Annotated in this window: 15 protein-coding genes; 5 read left to right on the top strand and 10 right to left on the bottom strand. The window is 57.0% G+C overall.

Going from position 1 to position 19,053, the window contains the following annotated elements; translation table 11 throughout:
* Positions 1–215 precede the first annotated feature (215 nt).
* The 4 genes from hcr to aqpZ all read right to left on the bottom strand — a co-directional run bounded on the left by hcr (position 216) and on the right by aqpZ (position 4,763).
* The gene (gene hcr, locus ACOTW6_RS07145) at positions 216–1,184 is read right to left on the bottom strand and encodes an NADH oxidoreductase (protein ID WP_017384848.1); all 969 of its coding nucleotides are present in this window, start codon (positions 1,182–1,184) and stop codon (positions 216–218) included.
* 10 nt (positions 1,185–1,194) lie between these two features.
* Positions 1,195–2,847 carry a hydroxylamine reductase gene (gene hcp, locus ACOTW6_RS07140; RefSeq protein ID WP_017384847.1) on the bottom strand — a complete coding sequence of 551 codons (1,653 nt, stop codon included), beginning with the start codon at positions 2,845–2,847 and terminating at the stop codon, positions 1,195–1,197.
* A gap of 144 nt (positions 2,848–2,991) precedes the next feature.
* Positions 2,992–3,891: a lysine exporter LysO family protein gene (locus ACOTW6_RS07135; RefSeq protein ID WP_015570988.1), complete on the bottom strand. Its 900-nt coding sequence runs from the start codon at positions 3,889–3,891 to the stop codon at positions 2,992–2,994.
* Positions 3,892–4,067: 176 nt separating this feature from the next.
* On the bottom strand, positions 4,068–4,763 hold the full coding sequence (gene aqpZ, locus ACOTW6_RS07130; protein WP_026080729.1) for an aquaporin Z: 696 nt from the start codon (positions 4,761–4,763) through the stop codon (positions 4,068–4,070).
* 291 nt (positions 4,764–5,054) lie between these two features.
* Here aqpZ and ACOTW6_RS07125 point away from each other — a divergent pair, with 291 nt between their 5' ends.
* Positions 5,055–6,713 carry an ATP-dependent endonuclease gene (locus ACOTW6_RS07125; RefSeq protein WP_017693708.1) on the top strand — a complete coding sequence of 553 codons (1,659 nt, stop codon included), beginning with the start codon at positions 5,055–5,057 and terminating at the stop codon, positions 6,711–6,713.
* Here the strand turns inward: ACOTW6_RS07125 and ACOTW6_RS07120 are convergent.
* Positions 6,710–7,666, bottom strand: coding sequence for a VirK/YbjX family protein (locus tag ACOTW6_RS07120; protein ID WP_213788589.1), 957 nt, complete (start codon positions 7,664–7,666; stop codon positions 6,710–6,712). The genes ACOTW6_RS07125 and ACOTW6_RS07120 overlap by 4 nt on opposite strands.
* Before the next feature lie 159 nt (positions 7,667–7,825).
* On the opposite strand from ACOTW6_RS07120, the gene macA reads away from it, so the two are divergent.
* Together macA and macB are read left to right on the top strand one after the other, a co-directional pair.
* Complete coding sequence (macA, locus tag ACOTW6_RS07115; RefSeq protein WP_062932100.1) at positions 7,826–8,941, top strand: macrolide transporter subunit MacA; 1,116 nt, start codon at positions 7,826–7,828, stop codon at positions 8,939–8,941.
* On the top strand, positions 8,938–10,878 hold the full coding sequence (gene macB / locus ACOTW6_RS07110; RefSeq protein ID WP_421766236.1) for a macrolide ABC transporter ATP-binding protein/permease MacB: 1,941 nt from the start codon (positions 8,938–8,940) through the stop codon (positions 10,876–10,878). Before macA ends, macB begins: the two co-directional genes overlap by 4 nt.
* Before the next feature lie 70 nt (positions 10,879–10,948).
* Here the strand turns inward: macB and cspD are convergent, their stop codons facing one another.
* A complete protein-coding gene (gene cspD / locus ACOTW6_RS07105) occupies positions 10,949–11,170 on the bottom strand; it encodes a cold shock-like protein CspD (protein WP_006809408.1) in 222 nt (73 codons plus the stop codon).
* A gap of 267 nt (positions 11,171–11,437) precedes the next feature.
* Between cspD and clpS the strand changes: the two genes are divergently transcribed.
* Both clpS and clpA read left to right on the top strand, forming a co-directional pair.
* Positions 11,438–11,758, top strand: coding sequence for an ATP-dependent Clp protease adapter ClpS (gene clpS, locus ACOTW6_RS07100; protein WP_006174393.1), 321 nt, complete (start codon positions 11,438–11,440; stop codon positions 11,756–11,758).
* A 27-nt stretch (positions 11,759–11,785) separates the two neighbouring features.
* Complete coding sequence (gene clpA / locus ACOTW6_RS07095; RefSeq protein WP_006809407.1) at positions 11,786–14,065, top strand: ATP-dependent Clp protease ATP-binding subunit ClpA; 2,280 nt, start codon at positions 11,786–11,788, stop codon at positions 14,063–14,065.
* A gap of 204 nt (positions 14,066–14,269) precedes the next feature.
* On the opposite strand, the gene infA is transcribed toward clpA, so the two are convergent.
* The 4 genes from infA to cydD form a co-directional block, all read right to left on the bottom strand.
* Positions 14,270–14,488, bottom strand: a complete 219-nt coding sequence (gene infA, locus ACOTW6_RS07090) for a translation initiation factor IF-1 (RefSeq protein ID WP_002211347.1) — start codon at positions 14,486–14,488, stop codon at positions 14,270–14,272.
* A gap of 284 nt (positions 14,489–14,772) precedes the next feature.
* The gene (aat, locus tag ACOTW6_RS07085) at positions 14,773–15,477 is read right to left on the bottom strand and encodes a leucyl/phenylalanyl-tRNA--protein transferase (protein ID WP_062932098.1); all 705 of its coding nucleotides are present in this window, start codon (positions 15,475–15,477) and stop codon (positions 14,773–14,775) included.
* A gap of 45 nt (positions 15,478–15,522) precedes the next feature.
* On the bottom strand, positions 15,523–17,244 hold the full coding sequence (gene cydC, locus ACOTW6_RS07080) for a heme ABC transporter ATP-binding protein/permease CydC (RefSeq protein WP_062932097.1): 1,722 nt from the start codon (positions 17,242–17,244) through the stop codon (positions 15,523–15,525).
* On the bottom strand, positions 17,244–19,010 hold the full coding sequence (gene cydD, locus ACOTW6_RS07075) for a heme ABC transporter permease/ATP-binding protein CydD (protein ID WP_062932096.1): 1,767 nt from the start codon (positions 19,008–19,010) through the stop codon (positions 17,244–17,246). The genes cydC and cydD overlap by 1 nt, the downstream gene beginning before the upstream one ends.
* Positions 19,011–19,053: the final 43 nt, after the last annotated feature.

Here is a 19,053-nt window from a genome sequence, read left to right as displayed (position 1 = left end):
CGCTTGCGTACTACGACCGAAAAACCCAGAGTGTGCTCCGGATAGACTGAAAAGTGTTACCTATGTTCCCGGTCTGATCTGTCACCTATGTATCCGGTCATACACTGACGCGTACCGGGCCTACAGGGTTTCCAAAGGCAAATGCGCTGGCCTGCACGGACAAAAAAGCCCGGTGGCGCTGACGCTTACCGGGCCTACAGGTGAACTACGACAGATTATGCGAGCACAAGATCGCCCTGCGGATGGCACGAACATGCCAGCACATAGCCCTCTGCGATTTCCGCGTCGGTCAGCGTCATGGTGCTGGTGACCGTGTACTCACCGGAAACCACTTTGGTCTTGCAGCAACCGCACACCCCTGCACGACAGGCCGCTGCCACCGGTACGTTGTTGCTTTCCAGCGCTTCAAGCAGCGTGGTGCCCACGCGGCCAAAGAAGGTCTGCGCCGGTTGCAGCTTCGTGAACTTCATCCCGCTGGTCGCCGCTTCCGCTACAGGCGTGAAGAACTGCTCTTTGAAGAAGCGGGTCACGCCGAGCGCTTTCACTTCTTTCTCCACGATCTCCATGTACGGCGCCGGGCCGCAGGTCATCACGATGCGGTTCGCAATATCCGGCACGCTTTGCAGCAGCTCGCGGCTCAGGCGCCCCGCGACAAAACCGTGCGTCGCGTTGTGCTCAGCCACCAGCGTCACCGGATAGTTGCGCCATTCTTCGGCAAAAATCACATCTTCCGGGGAACGAACGCTGAAAATCACCTGCACGTCGGCCTGAGGTCGGTATTTCGCCAGCCAGCGACGCATCGACATAATCGGCGTCACGCCACAGCCCGCCGCCAGCAGCAGGAATTTATCTTCTGTCTTGTCGTCACAGGTAAACTCGCCCTGCGCATCAGACAGCCAGATGTAATCCCCGCGCTTCACGTCCCGGGTCAGCCACTCGGATCCTGCGCCGTCATCAATACGACGAACGGTGAGCGTAATGTATTCGCTCACGCCCGGCGTGGAGGAGATCGTGTAGGCGCGCAGAGTATCCGCCGAATTACGCACGCTCACCAGCGCATACTGGCCCGCGCGGTACGGGTAGTAGTCATGGCACAGCAGCGACAGCGTCCACACATCCGGCGTCTCCTGATGGATGTGATGAACCTGCATCCGCCACGGACATTGTGAGGTTGGCATGGTCATGAGTTACTCCTTACGCGCTCAGCAGTTGCTTCATATCATCTTCAACGTTGGTCACAGAACGCAGACCAAATTTCTCGTTCAGGATGGCCAGCAGGTCCGGCGTCAGGAAGCCTGGCGCGGTCGGCCCGGTGACGATGTTGGTCACGCCGAGAGAGAGCAGGGTCAACAGGATAACGATCGCTTTCTGCTCGAACCAGGAGAGCACCAGCGACAGCGGCAGATCGTTCACGCCGCAGCCCAGTTTCTCTGCCAGCGTGACCGCCAGAATGATGGCTGAATACGCATCGTTACACTGACCCGCATCCACCAGGCGCGGCAGACCTTCGATGTTGCCGAAGTCCAGCTTGTTGAAACGGTACTTACCGCAGGCCAGGGTCAGGATCAGACAGTCTTCCGGTACGCGGGTGGCGAAATCGGTGAAGTAGTTACGTTCTCCGCGCGCGCCGTCACAGCCGCCGATCAGGAAAATGTGACGCAGTTTTTCACGGCTGACGAGGTCAATCAGGGAATCCGCCGCACCCAGCAGGGTTTCACGGCCAAAACCGACGGTGATGAGGTGCGGAATTTCGCTGTACGGGAAGCCTGCCATCTGCTGCGCCTGAGCGATAACCGGACCAAAATCGTCGCCTTCAAGGTGGCTCACGCCCGGCCAGCCGACGATGCTGCGGGTCCAGATACGGTCGTCATACGCACCGACGGTCGGGTCGATGATGCAGTTAGAGGTCATGACGATTGGGCCAGGGAAGCGGGCGAACTCCACCTGCTGGTTCTGCCAGCCGCTGCCGTAGTTACCGATCAGATGCTTAAATTTACGCAGCTCCGGGTAACCGTGCGCGGGCAGCATTTCGCCGTGGGTATAAACGTTAACGCCGGTGCCTTCGGTCTGCTTCAGCAGGTTGTAGAGATCTTTCAGGTCATGGCCGGAGATCAGGATGCATTTGCCTTCGGTCGCTTTGACGTTGACCTGCGTCGGCGTTGGGTGGCCATAGGTGCTGGTTTCACCGGCATCCAGAATGCTCATCACTTTGAAGTTCATCTGGCCGATTTCCATCGAGCATTCCAGCAGGGCGTTCATATCGGAAGGCCAGGTGCCCAGCCAGGCCATGATTTTGTGGTACTGGGCGTAAATAGCGTTGTCGTACTGGCCGAGTACATGCGCGTGCTCCATATAGGCCGCAGCACCTTTCAGACCGTACAGGCACAGCAGGCGCAGGCCGAGGATGTTCTCGCCAATCGCCGCTTTGTCTTTATTGGGAGTAAATTCTGCGGCCTGACGCTGTAGCTCGCCCAGGTCGTCGCTCACCAGCTGTAGCTCCGCCATCGGGTTGTCCACGCGGGCGCTGGCGTCGGCATTCAGGCACTGCGCTTTCAGGGCTTCACGCAGGGCAATCGCTTCGCGGGCATAGCCCACAATGCGTGGAGAATCGAAGTTAACGTTGGTCAGCGTGGAGAAAAATGCGCGCGGCGCAAAGCTGTCGACATAGTGATCAACAATGCCATATTCACGGGCTTTGAAGGCCCAGGCGGACAAGCCTTGCAGCGCCGCAATCAGCAGATCCTGGAGATCGGACGTTTCTGCGGTTTTGCCGCACATACCCTGCGCGTAAGAGCAGCCGTTGCCTGCTGGGGTACGGATGGTTTGTTCACATTGCACACAAAACATAATCACACCTGTTAAAGTTATATTTGAGATACATGTTTAAGGTTATGCCTGTGCCACAACGGAGAAAAGTGCTTTCTTATACTAAGTGGAGGGTTATTGATTTAGCGCAATTTTGGCGGCAGGTTCACTACCGCCAAAGCAGTATCAGGCTGAGAAGAACGCCATCAAAATGGGTACCAGCAGGCTCAGAATAAAACCGTGTACGATGGCGGCAGGAACCATCTCCAGCCCTCCCGAGCGCTGTAATACCGGCAGGGTAAAGTCCATTGAGGTGGCCCCGCACAGGCCCAGCGCGGTAGAGCGGCTGCGGCGTACCAGGCCGGGGATCAGCATGATGGCTATCAGCTCGCGCGCCAGATCGTTAAAGAAGGCGGCGCTGCCGATCACCGGACCAAACGATTCGGTCAGCAGAATACCGGAGAGCGAATACCAGCCGAAACCGGACGCCATCGCCAGGCTGGTTTTCAGCGGCAGATCGAGAATAAAGGCGTTAATCACTCCCCCCGCCAGTGAGCTGGCCACAACGATAACGGCAACCATCATGCCCCGGCGGTTAAGGACAATCTGTTTCAGCGTCATGCCATTATTTCGCAGCTGAATACCAATCAGGAAGAGCAGGAAAATAAGCGTATATTCGCTGGCTTCCGTTGCGTGCTGTAAAAATGCCCAGCCGGTCAGACCCAGTAAAAAACCGAGTACCACCACGCCGCACAGTTTTAATGATTCCAGCGCCATCGCAATACGGGAGGGAAGCTTTTCCTGATGGTGGTGATTTTTCCAGGGAATAGTGCGTTCCAGCCAGAACAGCGCAGCAATATTGCACAGCAGAATAACCACTACCGTAACCGCAGAATAATGCAGGATGGAAAGCAAGTTCGTCGCCAGATTATCCAGGAAGGCCAGGCTGATCCCCATAAAGAACAGAATGACGTAAACAATCCAGCTGAGAAAACGATTAATAAGCTTTAAGGCCGATTCATGACGCAGCGGAATAAGGTAGCCCACAATCAGGGGCAGAAGAATGATGAGGAGTCCTGAGAACATGAACAGCCGGTCCTTTTGAGTATCAGTTAAGCGCCAGAGACACTACCCAATAATGGCTGTGAGGTAAAGCTACAAAAAAAGCCGGGTGGCGGCTACGCCTTACCCGGCCTACAAAGTGCACACTAACGTAGGTCGGGTAAGCTTTAGCGCCACCCGACATTACAGACCGCACTTAATTAATCGCGTTTTTCCAGCAGGGTGCGATACAGCACGCCGCCCAGAATACCGCCGATAATAGGCATCACCCAGAACAGCCACAGCTGTTCAAGCGCCCAGCCGCCCTGGAAAATAGCCACCGCGGTGCTGCGCGCCGGGTTAACGGAGGTGTTGGTCACCGGAATGGAGATGAGGTGGATCAGCGTCAACGCCAGACCAATAGCGATGGGGGCAAAGCCCGCAGGCGCGTATTTGTCCGTTGCGCCGTGGATCACCAACAGGAAGCCTGCGGTGAGCACAATTTCAATCACGATGGCAGACAGCATCGAGTAGCCGCCTGGAGAGTGTTCGCCGAAGCCGTTCGACGCAAATCCGCTGGCCGCGGCGTCAAACCCGGCTTTTCCGCTGGCAATTACGTACAGCACCGCCGCGGCAATAATACCGCCAATAACCTGAGCAATAATGTAGCCAATAATATCTTTCGCCGGGAAACGTCCGCCCGCCCATAAACCTAATGTGACGGCCGGGTTGAAATGACCGCCGGAAATATGCCCCACGGCGAATGCCATGGTTAATACGGTTAAACCGAATGCCAGCGCGACGCCGACAAAGCCAATACCTAATTCCGGAAATGCGGCTGCCAGTACTGCGCTACCGCAGCCACCAAACACCAGCCAGAATGTACCAAAGCATTCTGCCGCTAATTTTCTGAACATAACCACCTCAATAATAAACGTCCGCGCCCATTCCTGCGCGCGGGTTATATCGCCATAAAGGGATGACGACTCAAAGAGCCAGTATTTTGAAACCATCAACATCCCTTCGCCACTCAAATAAATTCACTAAATTTGATTTAAGGCAATGTGATGTCAATCCTTGTTCAGATCGGAGGTAATAAGAGCATAGCCCAATAATTAAGGGGGCGTATATTCTGCTGTCGTGACCCACAGCCTGCCGCTATACTGCTGATAACTTGAAGGAAAAAGTGGCCGAATTGCGGGGGATGTATGCTACTCGAACGTGTGGAGATTGTCGGGTTTCGCGGGATTAACCGCCTGTCGCTGCAACTGGAACAGAACAACGTCCTGATAGGCGAAAATGCCTGGGGTAAATCCAGCCTGCTGGATGCCCTGACGCTGCTGCTTTCGCCCGAAGAGAACTTGTACCACTTCGTTCATGATGACTTCTGGTTTCCGCCGGGGGATGTCAACGGACGCGAGAAACACCTGCATATCATTCTGACCTTCCGCGAATCCGAGCCCGGTCGCCATCGCGTGCGTCGTTTTCGCCCTATGTCGCCCTGCTGGGTGCCCTGTGAAGATGGTTTCCAGCGTATTTTCTATCGCCTTGAGGGCGAAATGGCGCAAAACGACGGGGTATTAACCCTGCGTGAATTTCTTGATGAGAAGGGAAATCCGATCCCGCTCGATAATATTGACGAGCTTGCCCGCCATCTTATCCGCCTCTCCCCCGTGCTGCGCTTACGAGACGCGCGCTTTATGCGGCGGATCCGTAACGGCACCGTGCCGAATATGCCCGAGGTGGAGGTGACCGCCCGCGAACTGGATTTCCTTGCCCGTGAACTGGTCTCACGGCCGCAGAACCTCACCGACGGCCAGATCCGTCAGGGCCTGTCTGCCATGGTGCAACTGCTGGAGCACTATTTCTCCGAGCAGGGAACGGGGCAGGCGCGCCACCGTCTGATGCGTCGCCGCTCGCACGATGAACAACGAAGCTGGCGCTATCTCGATATTATCAACCGCATGATCGACCGCCCCGGCGGGCGCACGCATCGGGTGATCCTGCTGGGATTATTCTCCACGCTTTTACAGGCGAAAGGGACGGTGCGCCTGGATCGGGACGCGCGCCCGCTGCTGCTGGTGGAAGATCCGGAAACGCGGCTGCACCCGATTATGCTTTCCGTGGCATGGCATCTTCTGAATCTGCTGCCGTTGCAGCGAGTCACCACCACGAATTCCGGAGAGCTGCTTTCTCTGACGCCGGTGGAGTATGTCTGCCGTCTGGTGCGTGAATCGTCGCGGGTAACCGCCTACCGGCTCGGGCCCGGCGGGTTAAATGCCGAAGATGGCCGACGGATCGCGTTTCATATCCGTTTTAACCGTGCCTCTTCCCTGTTTGCCCGCTGCTGGTTGCTGGTGGAAGGGGAAACGGAAACCTGGGTGATAAACGAGCTGGCTCGCCAGTGCGGACACCACTTTGATGCCGAAGGGATCAAAGTGATCGAATTTGCTCAGTCTGGCTTAAAACCGCTGATCAAATTTGCGCGCCGGATGGGGATAGAGTGGCACGTGCTGGTGGATGGCGATGAGGCGGGTAAAAAATATGCGGCGACCGTGCGCAGCCTGCTCAATAACGATCGTGAAGAGGAGCGGGAGCATCTGACCGCGCTGCCTGCGATGGACATGGAGCACTTTATGTACCGCCAGGGATTTGACGACGTCTTTCACCGCGTGGCGATGATCCCGGTCGATGTGCCCATGAATATGCGTCGGGTGATTGCCAAAGCTATCCATCGGTCGTCAAAACCGGATTTGGCCATTGAAGTCGCGACGGAAGCGGGCAGGCGAGGCGTGGAGTCGGTGCCCACGCTGCTGCGTAAAATGTTCTCCCGCGTCCTCTGGCTGGCTCGCGGGAGGGCCGATTAACGTGCAGTCGCCTGCGAAACCTGTTGGGTCAGGCTATCAAGCAGGGCATAGCGGCGGCGGTATTCGGACCGTTTTTTACTTGCAATCTCTTCCATCGGTTTGCGTGGCATGGTCAGCGGCAGGGCAAAGTTGCCGTTATCCTGCTGCTGTCCGCCAAGGGAGCGCCAGAAGCTGTCATAGTCAGCCAGCAATTTTCCCTCTTTTTTCTTGCGATAGCGCCAGCTGCGGTAGATGTGGGTGGCGTTACTCACCGCGAGGATCTGCTCGACCGGGAAGGCGCCTGCCAGCGTCATGACCGCTTCAACCAGCAGACGTTTTGGGAACAGTCCGTGACAGGCTTTGGTCGCCAGCTGAATGTGCTCGTGCGGGACATGCGCTTTCGCCCCCTGCATTCCGCCGATGAAGAGCGTTGACTTGCCCTGGTATGTGCACAGCGTAAAGGTCAGCTCGGCCAGCACCGTGTTCTGGTGGTCGCAAAAAGTGAGGGTCGCTTCCCCTTCTTTGTCCAGAAACGCATCCGCGCTCAGGCGAACGCTAAACTGCTGCTCCTCTTTGCCCGTTAACGTCACCAGCGTGATGCCCTGGCTGGAGAGGTAGCCGTTCAGCAGCGACGCCGGAAGATGGCGGCTCATCAACTGATAGTGATCGTTCAGTGCGTCCAGCGTATTCTGACGGCCCATATTGACGGTCAGCCACGGCCGGTGCAGGCGGCACGGCAGGCCGGGCTGCACGCGCAGGATCTGCATCAGACGGGGCTGTTTTGCAAGGTTTCCGAGCAGGCGCGCAGTGGTGAACGGCGTTGCCAGCGAGCGCAACATAAACTTACGTCGATAGGCCGGATTTTGCCACGCCAGCCCCGGCGTGAGGGAACCCGATGCCAGGCTTTTAAACAGTTGCCAGCCCGATTTAGGCTGGGGCAGCGTTGAATAAGGTGTATCGACGATGGAAGACATGTTAGATCCTGCTTCTGGTGGAATATCGCTATTTCAGCAGGCGCTTTATCAACATCGGGTAAACAATTCCCGACGATTACGGGGATCGGGGGTTTCGTTGAGGAGTGGTTTAGATAAAATCAACGGTGATGATAGCCAGAACAATTATTTGGAATATTTATGAACCTGAAGGGAAAACGCAGAAAGCTGTTTCTGCTGCTGGCGGTAGTGGTGTTAGCGGGCGGATTCTGGTTATGGAAGGTACTGAACGCGCCGGTACCACAGTATCAAACGCTGATTGTTCGTCCGGGCGAGCTGCAACAAAACGTGCTGGCGACGGGGAAACTGGATGCCCTGCGTAAGGTTGACGTGGGCGCGCAGGTCAGCGGTCAGCTTAAAACCCTGTCAGTTGAGATTGGCGATAAGGTTAAAAAAGGCCAGCTGCTGGGCGTGATCGATCCTGAGCAGGCGCAAAACCAGATCCGCGAAGTGGAAGCGACGCTGATGGAGCTGCGCGCGCAGCGCGCACAGGCTGAGGCGGAGCGTAATCTCGCTCAGGTCACCCTGACGCGCCAGCAGGCGCTGGCGAAAACGCAGGCTATCTCGAAACAGGATCTGGACACCGCCGCCACGGAGCTGGCGGTGAAGCAGGCGCAGATTGGCACCATCGATGCGCAAATCAAGCGGAATCAGGCCTCGCTGGATACGGCGAAAACCAACCTCGATTACACGCAAATCGTTGCGCCAATGGCCGGGGAAGTGACGCAGATCACCACCCTGCAAGGCCAGACGGTCATCGCCGCGCAGCAGGCGCCGAACATCCTGACCCTGGCGGATATGAGCACCATGCTGGTGAAAGCCCAGGTATCCGAAGCGGACGTCATTCACCTTAAGCCGGGGCAGAAAGCCTGGTTTACGGTGCTGGGCGATCCGCAAACCCGCTATGAAGGGGTGCTGAAAGATATCCTGCCGACGCCGGAGAAGGTTAACGACGCCATCTTCTACTACGCGCGTTTTGAGGTGCCAAACCCGCAGGGCGTGCTGCGTCTGGACATGACCGCCCAGGTGCATATCCAGCTGACCGGCGTGAAAAACGTGCTGACGGTTCCGCTCTCCGCGCTGGGCGAATCCGCCGGGGACAATCGCTATAAGGTGAAAGTACTGCGCAACGGCGAAACCCGAGAGCGTGAAGTGGTGATTGGCGCGCGTAACGACACCGATGTGGTGGTGGTAAAAGGGCTGGAAGAGGGTGAGGAAGTGGTCACCAGCGAAAGCCTGCCCGGAGCCGCGCAATGACGGCGCTGCTTGAGCTGAATGACATTTGTCGCAGCTATCCGTCCGGCGACGGGCCGGTGGAGGTGCTGAAGGGCATCTCCCTGCGCGTTGAAGCCGGCGAAATGGTGGCGATTGTCGGGGCGTCGGGCTCGGGTAAATCAACGCTGATGAACATTCTCGGCTGTCTGGATAAGCCCACCAGCGGCACCTATCGCGTGGCCGGGACGGATGTTTCCACCCTGGACGGCGACGCGCTGGCGAAGCTGCGTCGCGAGCATTTTGGCTTTATCTTCCAGCGTTACCATCTGCTTTCACACCTGAGCGCGGCGCAGAATGTGGAGGTGCCGGCGGTGTATGCGGGCGTCGAGCGCAAAAAACGCCTCGAACGCGCGAAGGCGCTGTTAACGCGTCTTGGGCTGGCGGAGCGTGTTGATTATCAGCCTTCGCAGCTTTCCGGCGGTCAGCAGCAGCGCGTGAGTATTGCCCGTGCGCTGATGAACGGCGGACAGGTGATCCTCGCTGATGAGCCAACCGGTGCGCTCGACAGCCATTCCGGTGAAGAGGTGATGGCGATCCTGCATCAGCTGCGCGATCAGGGGCATACGGTGATTATTGTCACCCACGATCCGCAGGTGGCAGCGCAGGCGGAACGCATCATTGAGATCCACGACGGCGAGCTGGTCAGCAACCCGCCGCCACGTCAGTCCAGAGCGGCGGCGCCGAAAGAAGCCTTACCTGCGTCCACCGGCTGGGGACAGTTCTCCAGCGGCTTTCGTGAAGCGCTGACCATGGCCTGGCTGGCGATGGCGGCCAACAAAATGCGCACCCTGCTGACCATGCTCGGCATCATTATCGGTATTGCCTCGGTGGTGTCGATTGTGGTGGTGGGCGATGCGGCGAAACAGCTGGTGCTGGCGGATATTCGCGCCATCGGGACTAACACCATCGACGTTTACCCCGGCAAAGATTTTGGCGACGACGAGCCGCAGTATCAGCAGGCGCTGAAATACGACGATCTGGCGGCTATTCAGAAGCAGCCGTGGGTGAACTCCGCCACGCCTGCCGTGTCGCAAAACCTTCGTCTGCGCTACGGCAACATCGACGTGGCGGCCAGCGCTAACGGCGTCAGCGGAGATTACTTCAACGTCTACGGCATGACCTTCAGCGAAGGGGCGACCTTCAACGCGGAACAGCTGGCGGGCAGGGCGCAGGTGGTGGTGTTAGACGCTAACTCGCGCAGACAGCTTTTCCCCAATAAAACCCGTGTGGTGGGGGAAGTGATCCTGGTGGGTAACATGCCCGCCACGGTGATTGGTGTGGCGGAAGAGAAACAGTCCATGTTTGGCAGCAGCAAGATCCTGCGCGTCTGGCTGCCGTACAGCACCATTTCCGGGCGCATTATGGGACAGTCCTGGCTCAACTCCATTACCGTGCGAGTGAAAGAGGGCTACGACAGCGCGCTGGCGGAACAGCAGCTCGAGCGGCTGTTAACGTTGCGCCACGGGAAAAAGGATTTCTTCACCTGGAACATGGACGGCCTCTTGAAAACGGCCGAAAAGACCACACGTACTCTTCAGCTGTTCCTGACGCTGGTGGCGGTGATTTCGCTGGTCGTCGGCGGGATAGGGGTGATGAACATTATGCTGGTGTCGGTGACCGAACGTACGCGCGAGATCGGCATTCGCATGGCGGTCGGGGCCAGAGCCAGCGATGTGCTCCAGCAATTTTTGATTGAAGCGGTGCTGGTGTGTCTGGTGGGAGGCGCGATGGGGATTGCGCTCTCGATGATGATCGCCTTCGCGCTCCAGCTCTTTTTACCGGGGTGGGAGATTGGCTTCTCACCGATGGCGATCCTCACCGCGTTTTTGTGCTCCACCTTTACCGGCATTTTGTTTGGCTGGCTGCCGGCACGAAACGCCGCGCGGCTGGATCCGGTGGATGCGCTGGCGCGGGAATAACCCGAAAATAAAAATGCCAGCCGATCGGGCTGGCATTTTGCCTGCGGGGTGTACACAATGAATCAGAGAGCTATGCAACCGTTTCTGCTTCAACGGGCACGATAAGACTGGCGTGATTGCCTTTTGGCCCCTGGTGTACATCGAACCGGACGGACTGCCCGGCTTTGAGCGTCCTGTAACCATCCATCTGAATGGTGGAATAGTGAGCGAAGATATCCTCGCCGCCGCCTTCGGGGCAAATGAAGCCAAACCCCTTGGCGTTGTTGAACCACTTAACAGTACCCATTTCCATGCTTCGACATCCTTCGTAAATCTTATAAATTAAGATGGAATGAACCGGTAGTGGAGTGGGGGCTGTTCAAAACCTCGCCAACTCACGCTTGTACAATTTAGAGAAACGGAAGAAGCCGTCAAGCGTTTGGCGCTGGAGTTGGGACAATAATCAACCAAAATTTGAGGCAGTTAACGCTATTGCAACAGTTTGTGACAGACATCGCGGATGACAGTAATAGATGATTGTTATCTAACATCTGAGGTAGATTCAAAGTGGTTATGCATAATGGGTAAGACCAACGATTGGCTGGATTTTGACCAGCTGGCGGAAGATAAAGTGCGCGACGCGCTAAAACCGCCATCTATGTATAAAGTTATGTTAATGAACGATGATTACACGCCGATGGAATTTGTTATTGACGTGCTACAAAAGTTCTTTTCTTATGATGTTGAACGTGCAACGCAACTGATGCTTACCGTTCATTATCGTGGCAAAGCGATCTGCGGCATCTTTACTGCCGAGGTTGCGGAAACCAAAGTAGCGATGGTGAACGACTATGCAAGGGAGAACGAGCATCCGTTGCTGTGTACGCTGGAAAAGGCCTGATAAGGCATAAAATTGGGGGAGGTGCCTATGCTCAATCAAGAACTGGAACTCAGTTTAAACATGGCTTTCGCCAGAGCGCGTGAGCACCGACATGAGTTTATGACCGTCGAGCACCTGCTGCTCGCACTGCTTAGCAACCCATCTGCCCGCGAAGCGCTGGAAGCCTGCTCCGTGGATCTGGTGGCGCTACGTCAGGAACTCGAAGCCTTCATCGAACAAACTACACCGGTGCTGCCAGCCAGTGAAGAAGAGCGCGACACGCAGCCGACGCTCAGCTTCCAGCGCGTGTTGCAGCGCGCGGTTTTCCACGTCCAGTCTTCCGGACGTAGCGAAGTGACTGGCGCCAATGTTCTGGTCGCCATCTTCAGCGAGCAGGAGTCCCAGGCGGCCTACCTGCTGCGTAAACACGAAGTCAGCCGGCTCGACGTGGTCAACTTCATCTCTCACGGAACGCGAAAAGACGAGCCTAACCAGGCATCGGATCCCAGCGGACAGATCAACAGCAATGAAGAGCAAGCAGGCGGGGAGGATCGTATGGAAAACTTCACCACCAACCTTAACCAGCTTGCTCGCGTTGGCGGTATCGACCCGCTGATTGGCCGCGACAAAGAGCTGGAGCGTGCCATCCAGGTGCTGTGCCGCCGCCGTAAGAACAACCCGCTGCTGGTGGGGGAATCTGGCGTGGGTAAAACCGCGATTGCCGAAGGGCTGGCCTGGCGCATTGTGCAGGGCGACGTGCCGGAAGTGATTGCCGACTGCACCATCTACTCGCTGGATATTGGCTCGCTGCTGGCGGGCACCAAATACCGCGGTGATTTCGAAAAACGTTTCAAAGCGCTGTTAAAACAGCTGGAGCAGGACACCAACAGCATCCTGTTTATCGATGAGATCCACACCATCATCGGTGCAGGTGCGGCCTCCGGTGGCCAGGTGGATGCCGCTAACCTGATCAAACCGCTGCTCTCCAGCGGTAAGATCCGCGTGATGGGCTCCACGACGTACCAGGAGTTCAGCAACATCTTTGAGAAGGATCGTGCGCTGGCGCGTCGTTTCCAGAAAATCGACGTTACCGAGCCGTCGGTTGACGAAACGGTGCAGATCATCAACGGCCTGAAAACCAAGTACGAAGCGCACCACGACGTGCGTTACACCGCGAAAGCGGTACGTGCGGCGGTGGAACTGGCGGTGAAATACATCAACGATCGTCATCTGCCGGATAAAGCGATCGACGTGATTGATGAGGCGGGTGCGCGTGCGCGCCTGATGCCAGCCAGCAAGCGTAAGAAAACCGTGAACGTGGCGGATATCGAGTCCGTGGTGGCCCGCATCGCGCGTATTCCTGAGAAGAGCGTTTCTCAGAGCGACCGTGATACGCTGCGCACCCTCGGCAATCGCCTGAAAATGCTGGTCTTTGGTCAGGATAAAGCCATTGAGGCTTTAACCGAAGCGATCAAGATGGCCCGTGCTGGCCTGGGGCATGACCACAAGCCGGTTGGTTCCTTCCTGTTCGCTGGCCCGACCGGCGTGGGGAAAACCGAGGTGACGGTTCAGCTCTCCAAAGCGCTGGGCATTGAGTTGCTGCGCTTTGATATGTCCGAGTATATGGAGCGTCACACCGTCAGCCGTTTGATTGGTGCGCCTCCGGGATACGTGGGCTTTGACCAGGGCGGCCTGCTAACGGACGCGGTTATCAAGCATCCGCACGCGGTACTGCTGCTTGATGAAATCGAGAAAGCGCACCCGGACGTGTTCAACATCCTGTTGCAGGTGATGGACAACGGGACGCTGACCGATAACAACGGGCGCAAGGCCGATTTCCGCAACGTGGTGCTGGTGATGACCACCAACGCGGGCGTGCGGGAAACCGAGCGTAAATCCATCGGCCTGATCCACCAGGATAACAGCACCGATGCGATGGAAGAGATCAAGAAGATCTTCACGCCGGAGTTCCGTAACCGTCTGGACAACATTATCTGGTTCGATCATCTGTCTACCGAGGTGATCCATCAGGTGGTGGACAAGTTCATCGTCGAGTTGCAGGTCCAGCTGGATCAGAAAGGCGTGTCGCTGGAAGTGAGCCAGGAGGCCCGCAACTGGCTGGCTGAGAAAGGCTATGACCGTGCGATGGGCGCTCGTCCGATGGCGCGTGTGATTCAGGACAACCTGAAGAAACCGCTGGCAAACGAGCTGCTGTTTGGCTCGCTGGTGGACGGCGGCCAGGTAACGGTGGGGCTGGATCAGGCGAAGAACGAACTGACGTACGATTTCCAGAGTGCGGCGAAGCACAAGCCGGAAGCGGCTCACTGATTTTCTTTAGTGTAAAAGCCGGGTTTTTAACCCGGCTTTTTTGTGTCCGCTTTTCTCCCTCTCCCTGTGGGAGAGGGTCAGGGTGAAGGCATCAGAACGCACTAAAATACCTCTTCCTGAACAGCCACACTAAAGCCATAAATAAAAAAGGCCGGGATTGTCCCGACCTTTTAAATATTCATCTGCCATTACAGGCGAAAACAATTAGCGACTACGGAAGACAATGCGGCCTTTGCTCAGGTCGTACGGGGTCAGTTCAACAGTCACTTTGTCGCCCGTCAAAATGCGGATATAGTTTTTGCGCATTTTACCGGAGATGTGCGCAGTTACCACGTGACCGTTTTCCAGTTCTACGCGAAACATGGTATTAGGCAACGTATCAAGTACGGTACCCTGCATTTCAATATTGTCTTCTTTGGCCATCTAATCCTCTGGGGTATCACTACCAAGTTTTGAACCGGCAAGATAATGCCGAAATTCCTCAATTAAGTAAAGAATTGCGCGTTTAAAACGCAGCAAAACAGTCTCAGCGTATTGCCCAAGCGTCACGGTACAACCGAACGGAAAGCGCATTCGTAAAGGGGAGACGACAGGATAAACGTCAGGACGTTATCTGAAGCGAGGGTCCCAAACGGCGGCGGGGCAACAGGCAGAAGCTACTCTGCGGCATAATTATAACACCCTCATAAAAAATATGCGGAAAACATTTAGGCATTGGGCATAAAGAGCGTTCTGGGAACCCAAAAATCGCGTGGAAGGGTCTCTTTTCGGCACTGTTCAAGGTGTTCGATATAGTGTCGGCGGGAGATTTCAACGGCGCCGAGCGAGGCGGTGTGCTCATTCAGCACTTGGCAATCCATCAGCCGTCCGCCACGTCGGGCAAATTCCTGGCTAAACACCAGCAGCGCGGTTTTTGACGCATTCGTGGCGCGGGAGAACATCGACTCGCCGCAGAACAGCGTGCCCTGTGCCACGCCGTACATTCCGCCGACGAGGTTATCCTCTTTCCATACTTCAATAGAGTGCGCGTAGCCCAGTTCATGAAGCTGGTGGTAGGCGATAATGATATCGCGGGTTATCCAGGTGCCTTCATGACGATCTTCAGCGCAGCCTTCGATAACCTGGCCGAAGGCGTGATTGAGCGTGACGCGAAAGGGTGATTTTGCATGAAAACGCTTCATGCTGCGGCTCAGGTGAAACTGTCCAGGCCACAGCACGGCTCGCGGGTCGGGAGACCACCATAAGATCGGGTCGCCGGGAGAAAACCACGGGAAGATGCCGCGCTGGTAAGCCATTAAGAGCCGTGCCGGGCTGAGATCGCCGCCCAGAGCCAGCAAGCCGTTAGGTTCACGCAGCGCCCCCTCCGGTGAAGGGAACGCAATATTATGGCGAGAAAGCTGCACCAGGCGCATGACAACAGAACTCCAGTACGCGAGAGAGGACGCTACAAATATAGTCTACAGGCGCTGTTTAAACTGGTAGTAGCGACCCTGTTTTGCCAGCAGCTCTGCGTGACTACCTTGCTCAATTATGTGTCCGTTGTCCATCACAATTATCTGATCGAAATTCACCAGCCCGCGCAGACGGTGCGTGACCATCAGTACGGTTTTACCTTTCATCACATTCGCCAGTAAATCAAGGATTTGGCTCTCTGTCGTGGCATCCAGTCCTTCTGTCGGTTCATCCAGCAGCATCAGCGGCGCATCGTGCAGCAGCGCACGCGCAATGGCCAGACGACGCAGTTCGCCGCCGGAAAGCTGTCGACCCCCTTCACCCAGCCAGCTGTTCAACCCGTCGTCTTCAAGCAGCTTGTGCAGCCCAACCTGCTCCAGCATTGCTTGCAGCGTATCGTCGGAGGCATCTGGTGCCGCCAGAAGAAGATTATCGCGCAGCGTAGCGCTGAACAGATGCACCCGCTGGGGCACGACGCTGACCGTTTTACGCAAGGCCGCTTCGCTAAAACCAGACAGCGGAACGTCGTTAAACCGAATCTCGCCCTGCTGTGGGTCCCACGCGCGCGTGAGAAGTTGCAGAAGTGTCGATTTCCCACATCCCGTACGGCCAAGGATCGCAATGCGCTGCCCGGCATCAACAGAAAGGGTGATGTCTTCCAGCGCGTTTTGCGCCTGCTTGTCGTAGGCGAAAGTGACATTGCTGAGCGTCAGCGCGACCTGCTCCGGTACAGCGGTTTGACCGGCGCTGAACTTCACTTCCGGCTCCTGCTCGGCAATATCCGTAATGCGCAGCGCAGAGGCAATCACCTGGCCGAGATGCTGAAAGGCGCCCGTGACCGGGGCTAAGGCTTCAAAGGCTGCCAGGGCACAGAAAACAAACAGCGCAATCAGCGGGCCAGGCTGCGCGTTACCGCCCACGCCACCGGAGGCCATCCAGAGCATGGCGATTACGGCAATCCCACCAATTAACATCATCAGCGCCTGGGAGAACGCGGTCAGTTCAGACTGGCGACGCTGGGCTTCATGCCAGTTCAGCTCCGTATTTTCCATACGGGCGCGGTAGCGCTTGCTGGCGCCAAAAAGGGTAAGCTCGGCCTGTCCCTGCAACCAGGCGGTGAGCTGCTGGCGATATTCCCCGCGCAGACGCGTCAGGTTTTCCCCGGTGGTTTTACCTGCACGATAAAACAGGGGCGGCAGAATAATCAGCGTCATCAGCATGATGCCGCCGAGCGTCAGTGCGATGGGAACATCCAGGAAACTCAACCCCAGCGTCACCACGACAATCACCACAAACGCGCCCACCATGGGTGAAATGACGCGCAAATAGAGGTGATCCAGCGTATCCACATCCGCGACCACGCGGTTGAGTAATTCGCCCTGTCGAAAACGTGCCAGCCCGGCAGGGGAGAGGGGCAGCAGTTTGCTGAAGGTGTAAATACGCAGGTGTTGCAGCACGCGGAAGGTCGCGTCGTGGCTGACCAGACGCTCGAAGTAGCGCCCGGCAGTTCGCGTAATCGCCGTGCCGCGCACCCCGGCGGCAGGCAGCATGTAGTTAAAGCTGTACAGCCCGGCAAAGCCTGCGGCCGCAGACGCGGAGAGGAACCAGCCGGAAAGCGTTAGCAGGCCGATGCTGGCCAGCAGCGTGACGATCGCCAGCACGATCCCGAGTGTCAGCATCCATTTGTGGCGTTTATACTGTGCAAGATACGGAAGCAGGGCGCGCATCAGATATCCTCCTGACGGTTCGCCAGCAGGGTCGCAAACGGCCCCTGCGCGGCAACAAGCGCGGCGTAATCGCCTTGCTCAACAATGTGTCCGTTTTCCATCACCCAGATCTGATCCCAGTCGGCAATACCTTCCAGCTGGTGGGTCACCATCAGGGTGGTTTGCTGGCGTGAGGCTGCGTTAAGCGCATCCATCACGCGCTGCTCGCTGTGAGCGTCCAGGCTGGCGGCGGGTTCGTCCAGCAGCATTAGCGAAGAGGGATTCAGCAGCGCACGGGCGACCGCGACGCGCTGTGCCTGGCCAACTGACAGCCCGGCAGACTGATCGCCAATGACGGTATCGACACCCTGCGCAAGCAGCGGCAGAAACTCGCTGACCCAGGCGCGGTCGAGGACCGATTGCAGCTCATCTTCACGCGCATCCGGGCGTGCCAGCAGCACATTCTCGCGCAGCGTCGGAGCTGGCAGCTGAGGGTTTTGCCCCACCCAACTCAGCTGTTTACGCCAGGCATCAGGATCGAGCTCGCGCAGCTCCGTTTTGTTGATACGCAGCGATCCGGTGTACGCCATAAAACCTGACAGCGCATTCAACAATGAGCTTTTACCTGAGCCGCTGGTACCCACCAGCACCACACGTTGCCCGGCAGGCAGGGTAAAGTTCAGCGGACCGGCCAGCACTTTGCCTTCAGGCGACAGAACGGAAAAATCCTGTGCTTCAATGGTCACCGGATCGTTCGTATTCAGCGTCACTTCACCACGCTCCGGATGCGCCAGCGGCGTTTCCATAAAGGTTTTCAGGCTGTCGGCAGCACCCACCGCCTGCGCTTTGGCATGGTAAAAGGTGCCGAGATCGCGAAGCGGCTGGAAAAACTCCGGGGCCAGGATCAGCGCCAGGAACCCGGCGGAGAGCGTGACCGCCGTACCGTAGTGGCCAAAGTCCAGCGCGCCGAGGTAGGAGAAGCCAAAGTAAACCGCCACCAGCGCAATCGACAGGGAGGTGAAAAATTCAAGCACGCCAGAAGAGAGAAAGGCCATGCGCAACACTTCCATGGTGCGCTGACGAAAATCCTGCGACGCCAGGCGAATGTTTTCGGTTTCCGCTTCACCACGACCAAAGATCCGCAGGGTTTCCATTCCGCGCAGACGGTCCAGGAAATGACCGCTCAACCGCCCCAGCGCCAGGAAGTTGCGGCGGTTAGCATCAGCCGCGCCCATGCCGACCATCGCCATAAACAGCGGGATGAGCGGGGCGGTGCCCAGCAGGATCAACGCCGCTACCCAGTTAACAGGGAAGATGGCGATAACAATCATCAGAGGCACAAACACCGCCAGCGCCATCTGCGGAAGATAACGCGCGTAGTAATCGTGCATATCGTCGATTTGCTCAAGGATCAGCGTCGCCCAGCTACCGGCCGGCTTGCCCTGGATCCACGCAGGCCCGGCTTCCGAAAGCCGGTCGAGCACCTTGCGGCGGATCTCATAGCGGATGTGCTGCCCGGCATGGAACCCAACCCGCTCTCGCAGCCAGACCACCCACGCACGCAGAACGAAAACCAGCACCAGAACGATAAACGGCAACAGCAGCGCTTCGCGCGGGATGTTCTCCATGATCATATGGTTGAGAATGCGGGCCAGCAGCCATGCCTGGGCAACAATCAACAGACCGCTGACAAATCCCAGAACGCGGGAAATCATAAGCCAGCGGCGGGACAGAACGCTTTGCTGTTTCAGCCAGCGGGTTAATTCTTGTTGACGGGTTTTTTCCATTGCGTACTTTGCAGGTGACGTTATAAGAAATTAGACCTCTGCA

This window comes from Enterobacter cloacae complex sp. IR5403 (genome assembly GCF_049238705.1).
GTDB classification, from domain to species: Bacteria; Pseudomonadota; Gammaproteobacteria; order Enterobacterales; family Enterobacteriaceae; genus Enterobacter; species Enterobacter hormaechei_C.
The sequence above is the reverse complement of the archived record's forward strand: the minus strand, read 5'-3'. Positions and strand labels throughout refer to the sequence as shown.

Excerpts from the sequence above, each read along its gene's own strand:
- hcr (WP_017384848.1), bottom strand. The coding sequence starts at position 1,184 with ATGACCATGCCAACCTCACAATGTCCGTGGCGGATGCAGGTTCATCAC.
- hcp (WP_017384847.1), bottom strand. The coding sequence starts at position 2,847 with ATGTTTTGTGTGCAATGTGAACAAACCATCCGTACCCCAGCAGGCAAC.
- ACOTW6_RS07135 (WP_015570988.1), bottom strand. The coding sequence starts at position 3,891 with ATGTTCTCAGGACTCCTCATCATTCTTCTGCCCCTGATTGTGGGCTAC.
- aqpZ (WP_026080729.1), bottom strand. The coding sequence starts at position 4,763 with ATGTTCAGAAAATTAGCGGCAGAATGCTTTGGTACATTCTGGCTGGTG.
- ACOTW6_RS07125 (WP_017693708.1), top strand. The coding sequence starts at position 5,055 with ATGCTACTCGAACGTGTGGAGATTGTCGGGTTTCGCGGGATTAACCGC.
- ACOTW6_RS07120 (WP_213788589.1), bottom strand. The coding sequence starts at position 7,666 with ATGTCTTCCATCGTCGATACACCTTATTCAACGCTGCCCCAGCCTAAA.
- macA (WP_062932100.1), top strand. The coding sequence starts at position 7,826 with ATGAACCTGAAGGGAAAACGCAGAAAGCTGTTTCTGCTGCTGGCGGTA.
- macB (WP_421766236.1), top strand. The coding sequence starts at position 8,938 with ATGACGGCGCTGCTTGAGCTGAATGACATTTGTCGCAGCTATCCGTCC.
- cspD (WP_006809408.1), bottom strand. The coding sequence starts at position 11,170 with ATGGAAATGGGTACTGTTAAGTGGTTCAACAACGCCAAGGGGTTTGGC.
- clpS (WP_006174393.1), top strand. The coding sequence starts at position 11,438 with ATGGGTAAGACCAACGATTGGCTGGATTTTGACCAGCTGGCGGAAGAT.
- clpA (WP_006809407.1), top strand. The coding sequence starts at position 11,786 with ATGCTCAATCAAGAACTGGAACTCAGTTTAAACATGGCTTTCGCCAGA.
- infA (WP_002211347.1), bottom strand. The coding sequence starts at position 14,488 with ATGGCCAAAGAAGACAATATTGAAATGCAGGGTACCGTACTTGATACG.
- aat (WP_062932098.1), bottom strand. The coding sequence starts at position 15,477 with ATGCGCCTGGTGCAGCTTTCTCGCCATAATATTGCGTTCCCTTCACCG.
- cydC (WP_062932097.1), bottom strand. The coding sequence starts at position 17,244 with ATGCGCGCCCTGCTTCCGTATCTTGCACAGTATAAACGCCACAAATGG.
- cydD (WP_062932096.1), bottom strand. The coding sequence starts at position 19,010 with ATGGAAAAAACCCGTCAACAAGAATTAACCCGCTGGCTGAAACAGCAA.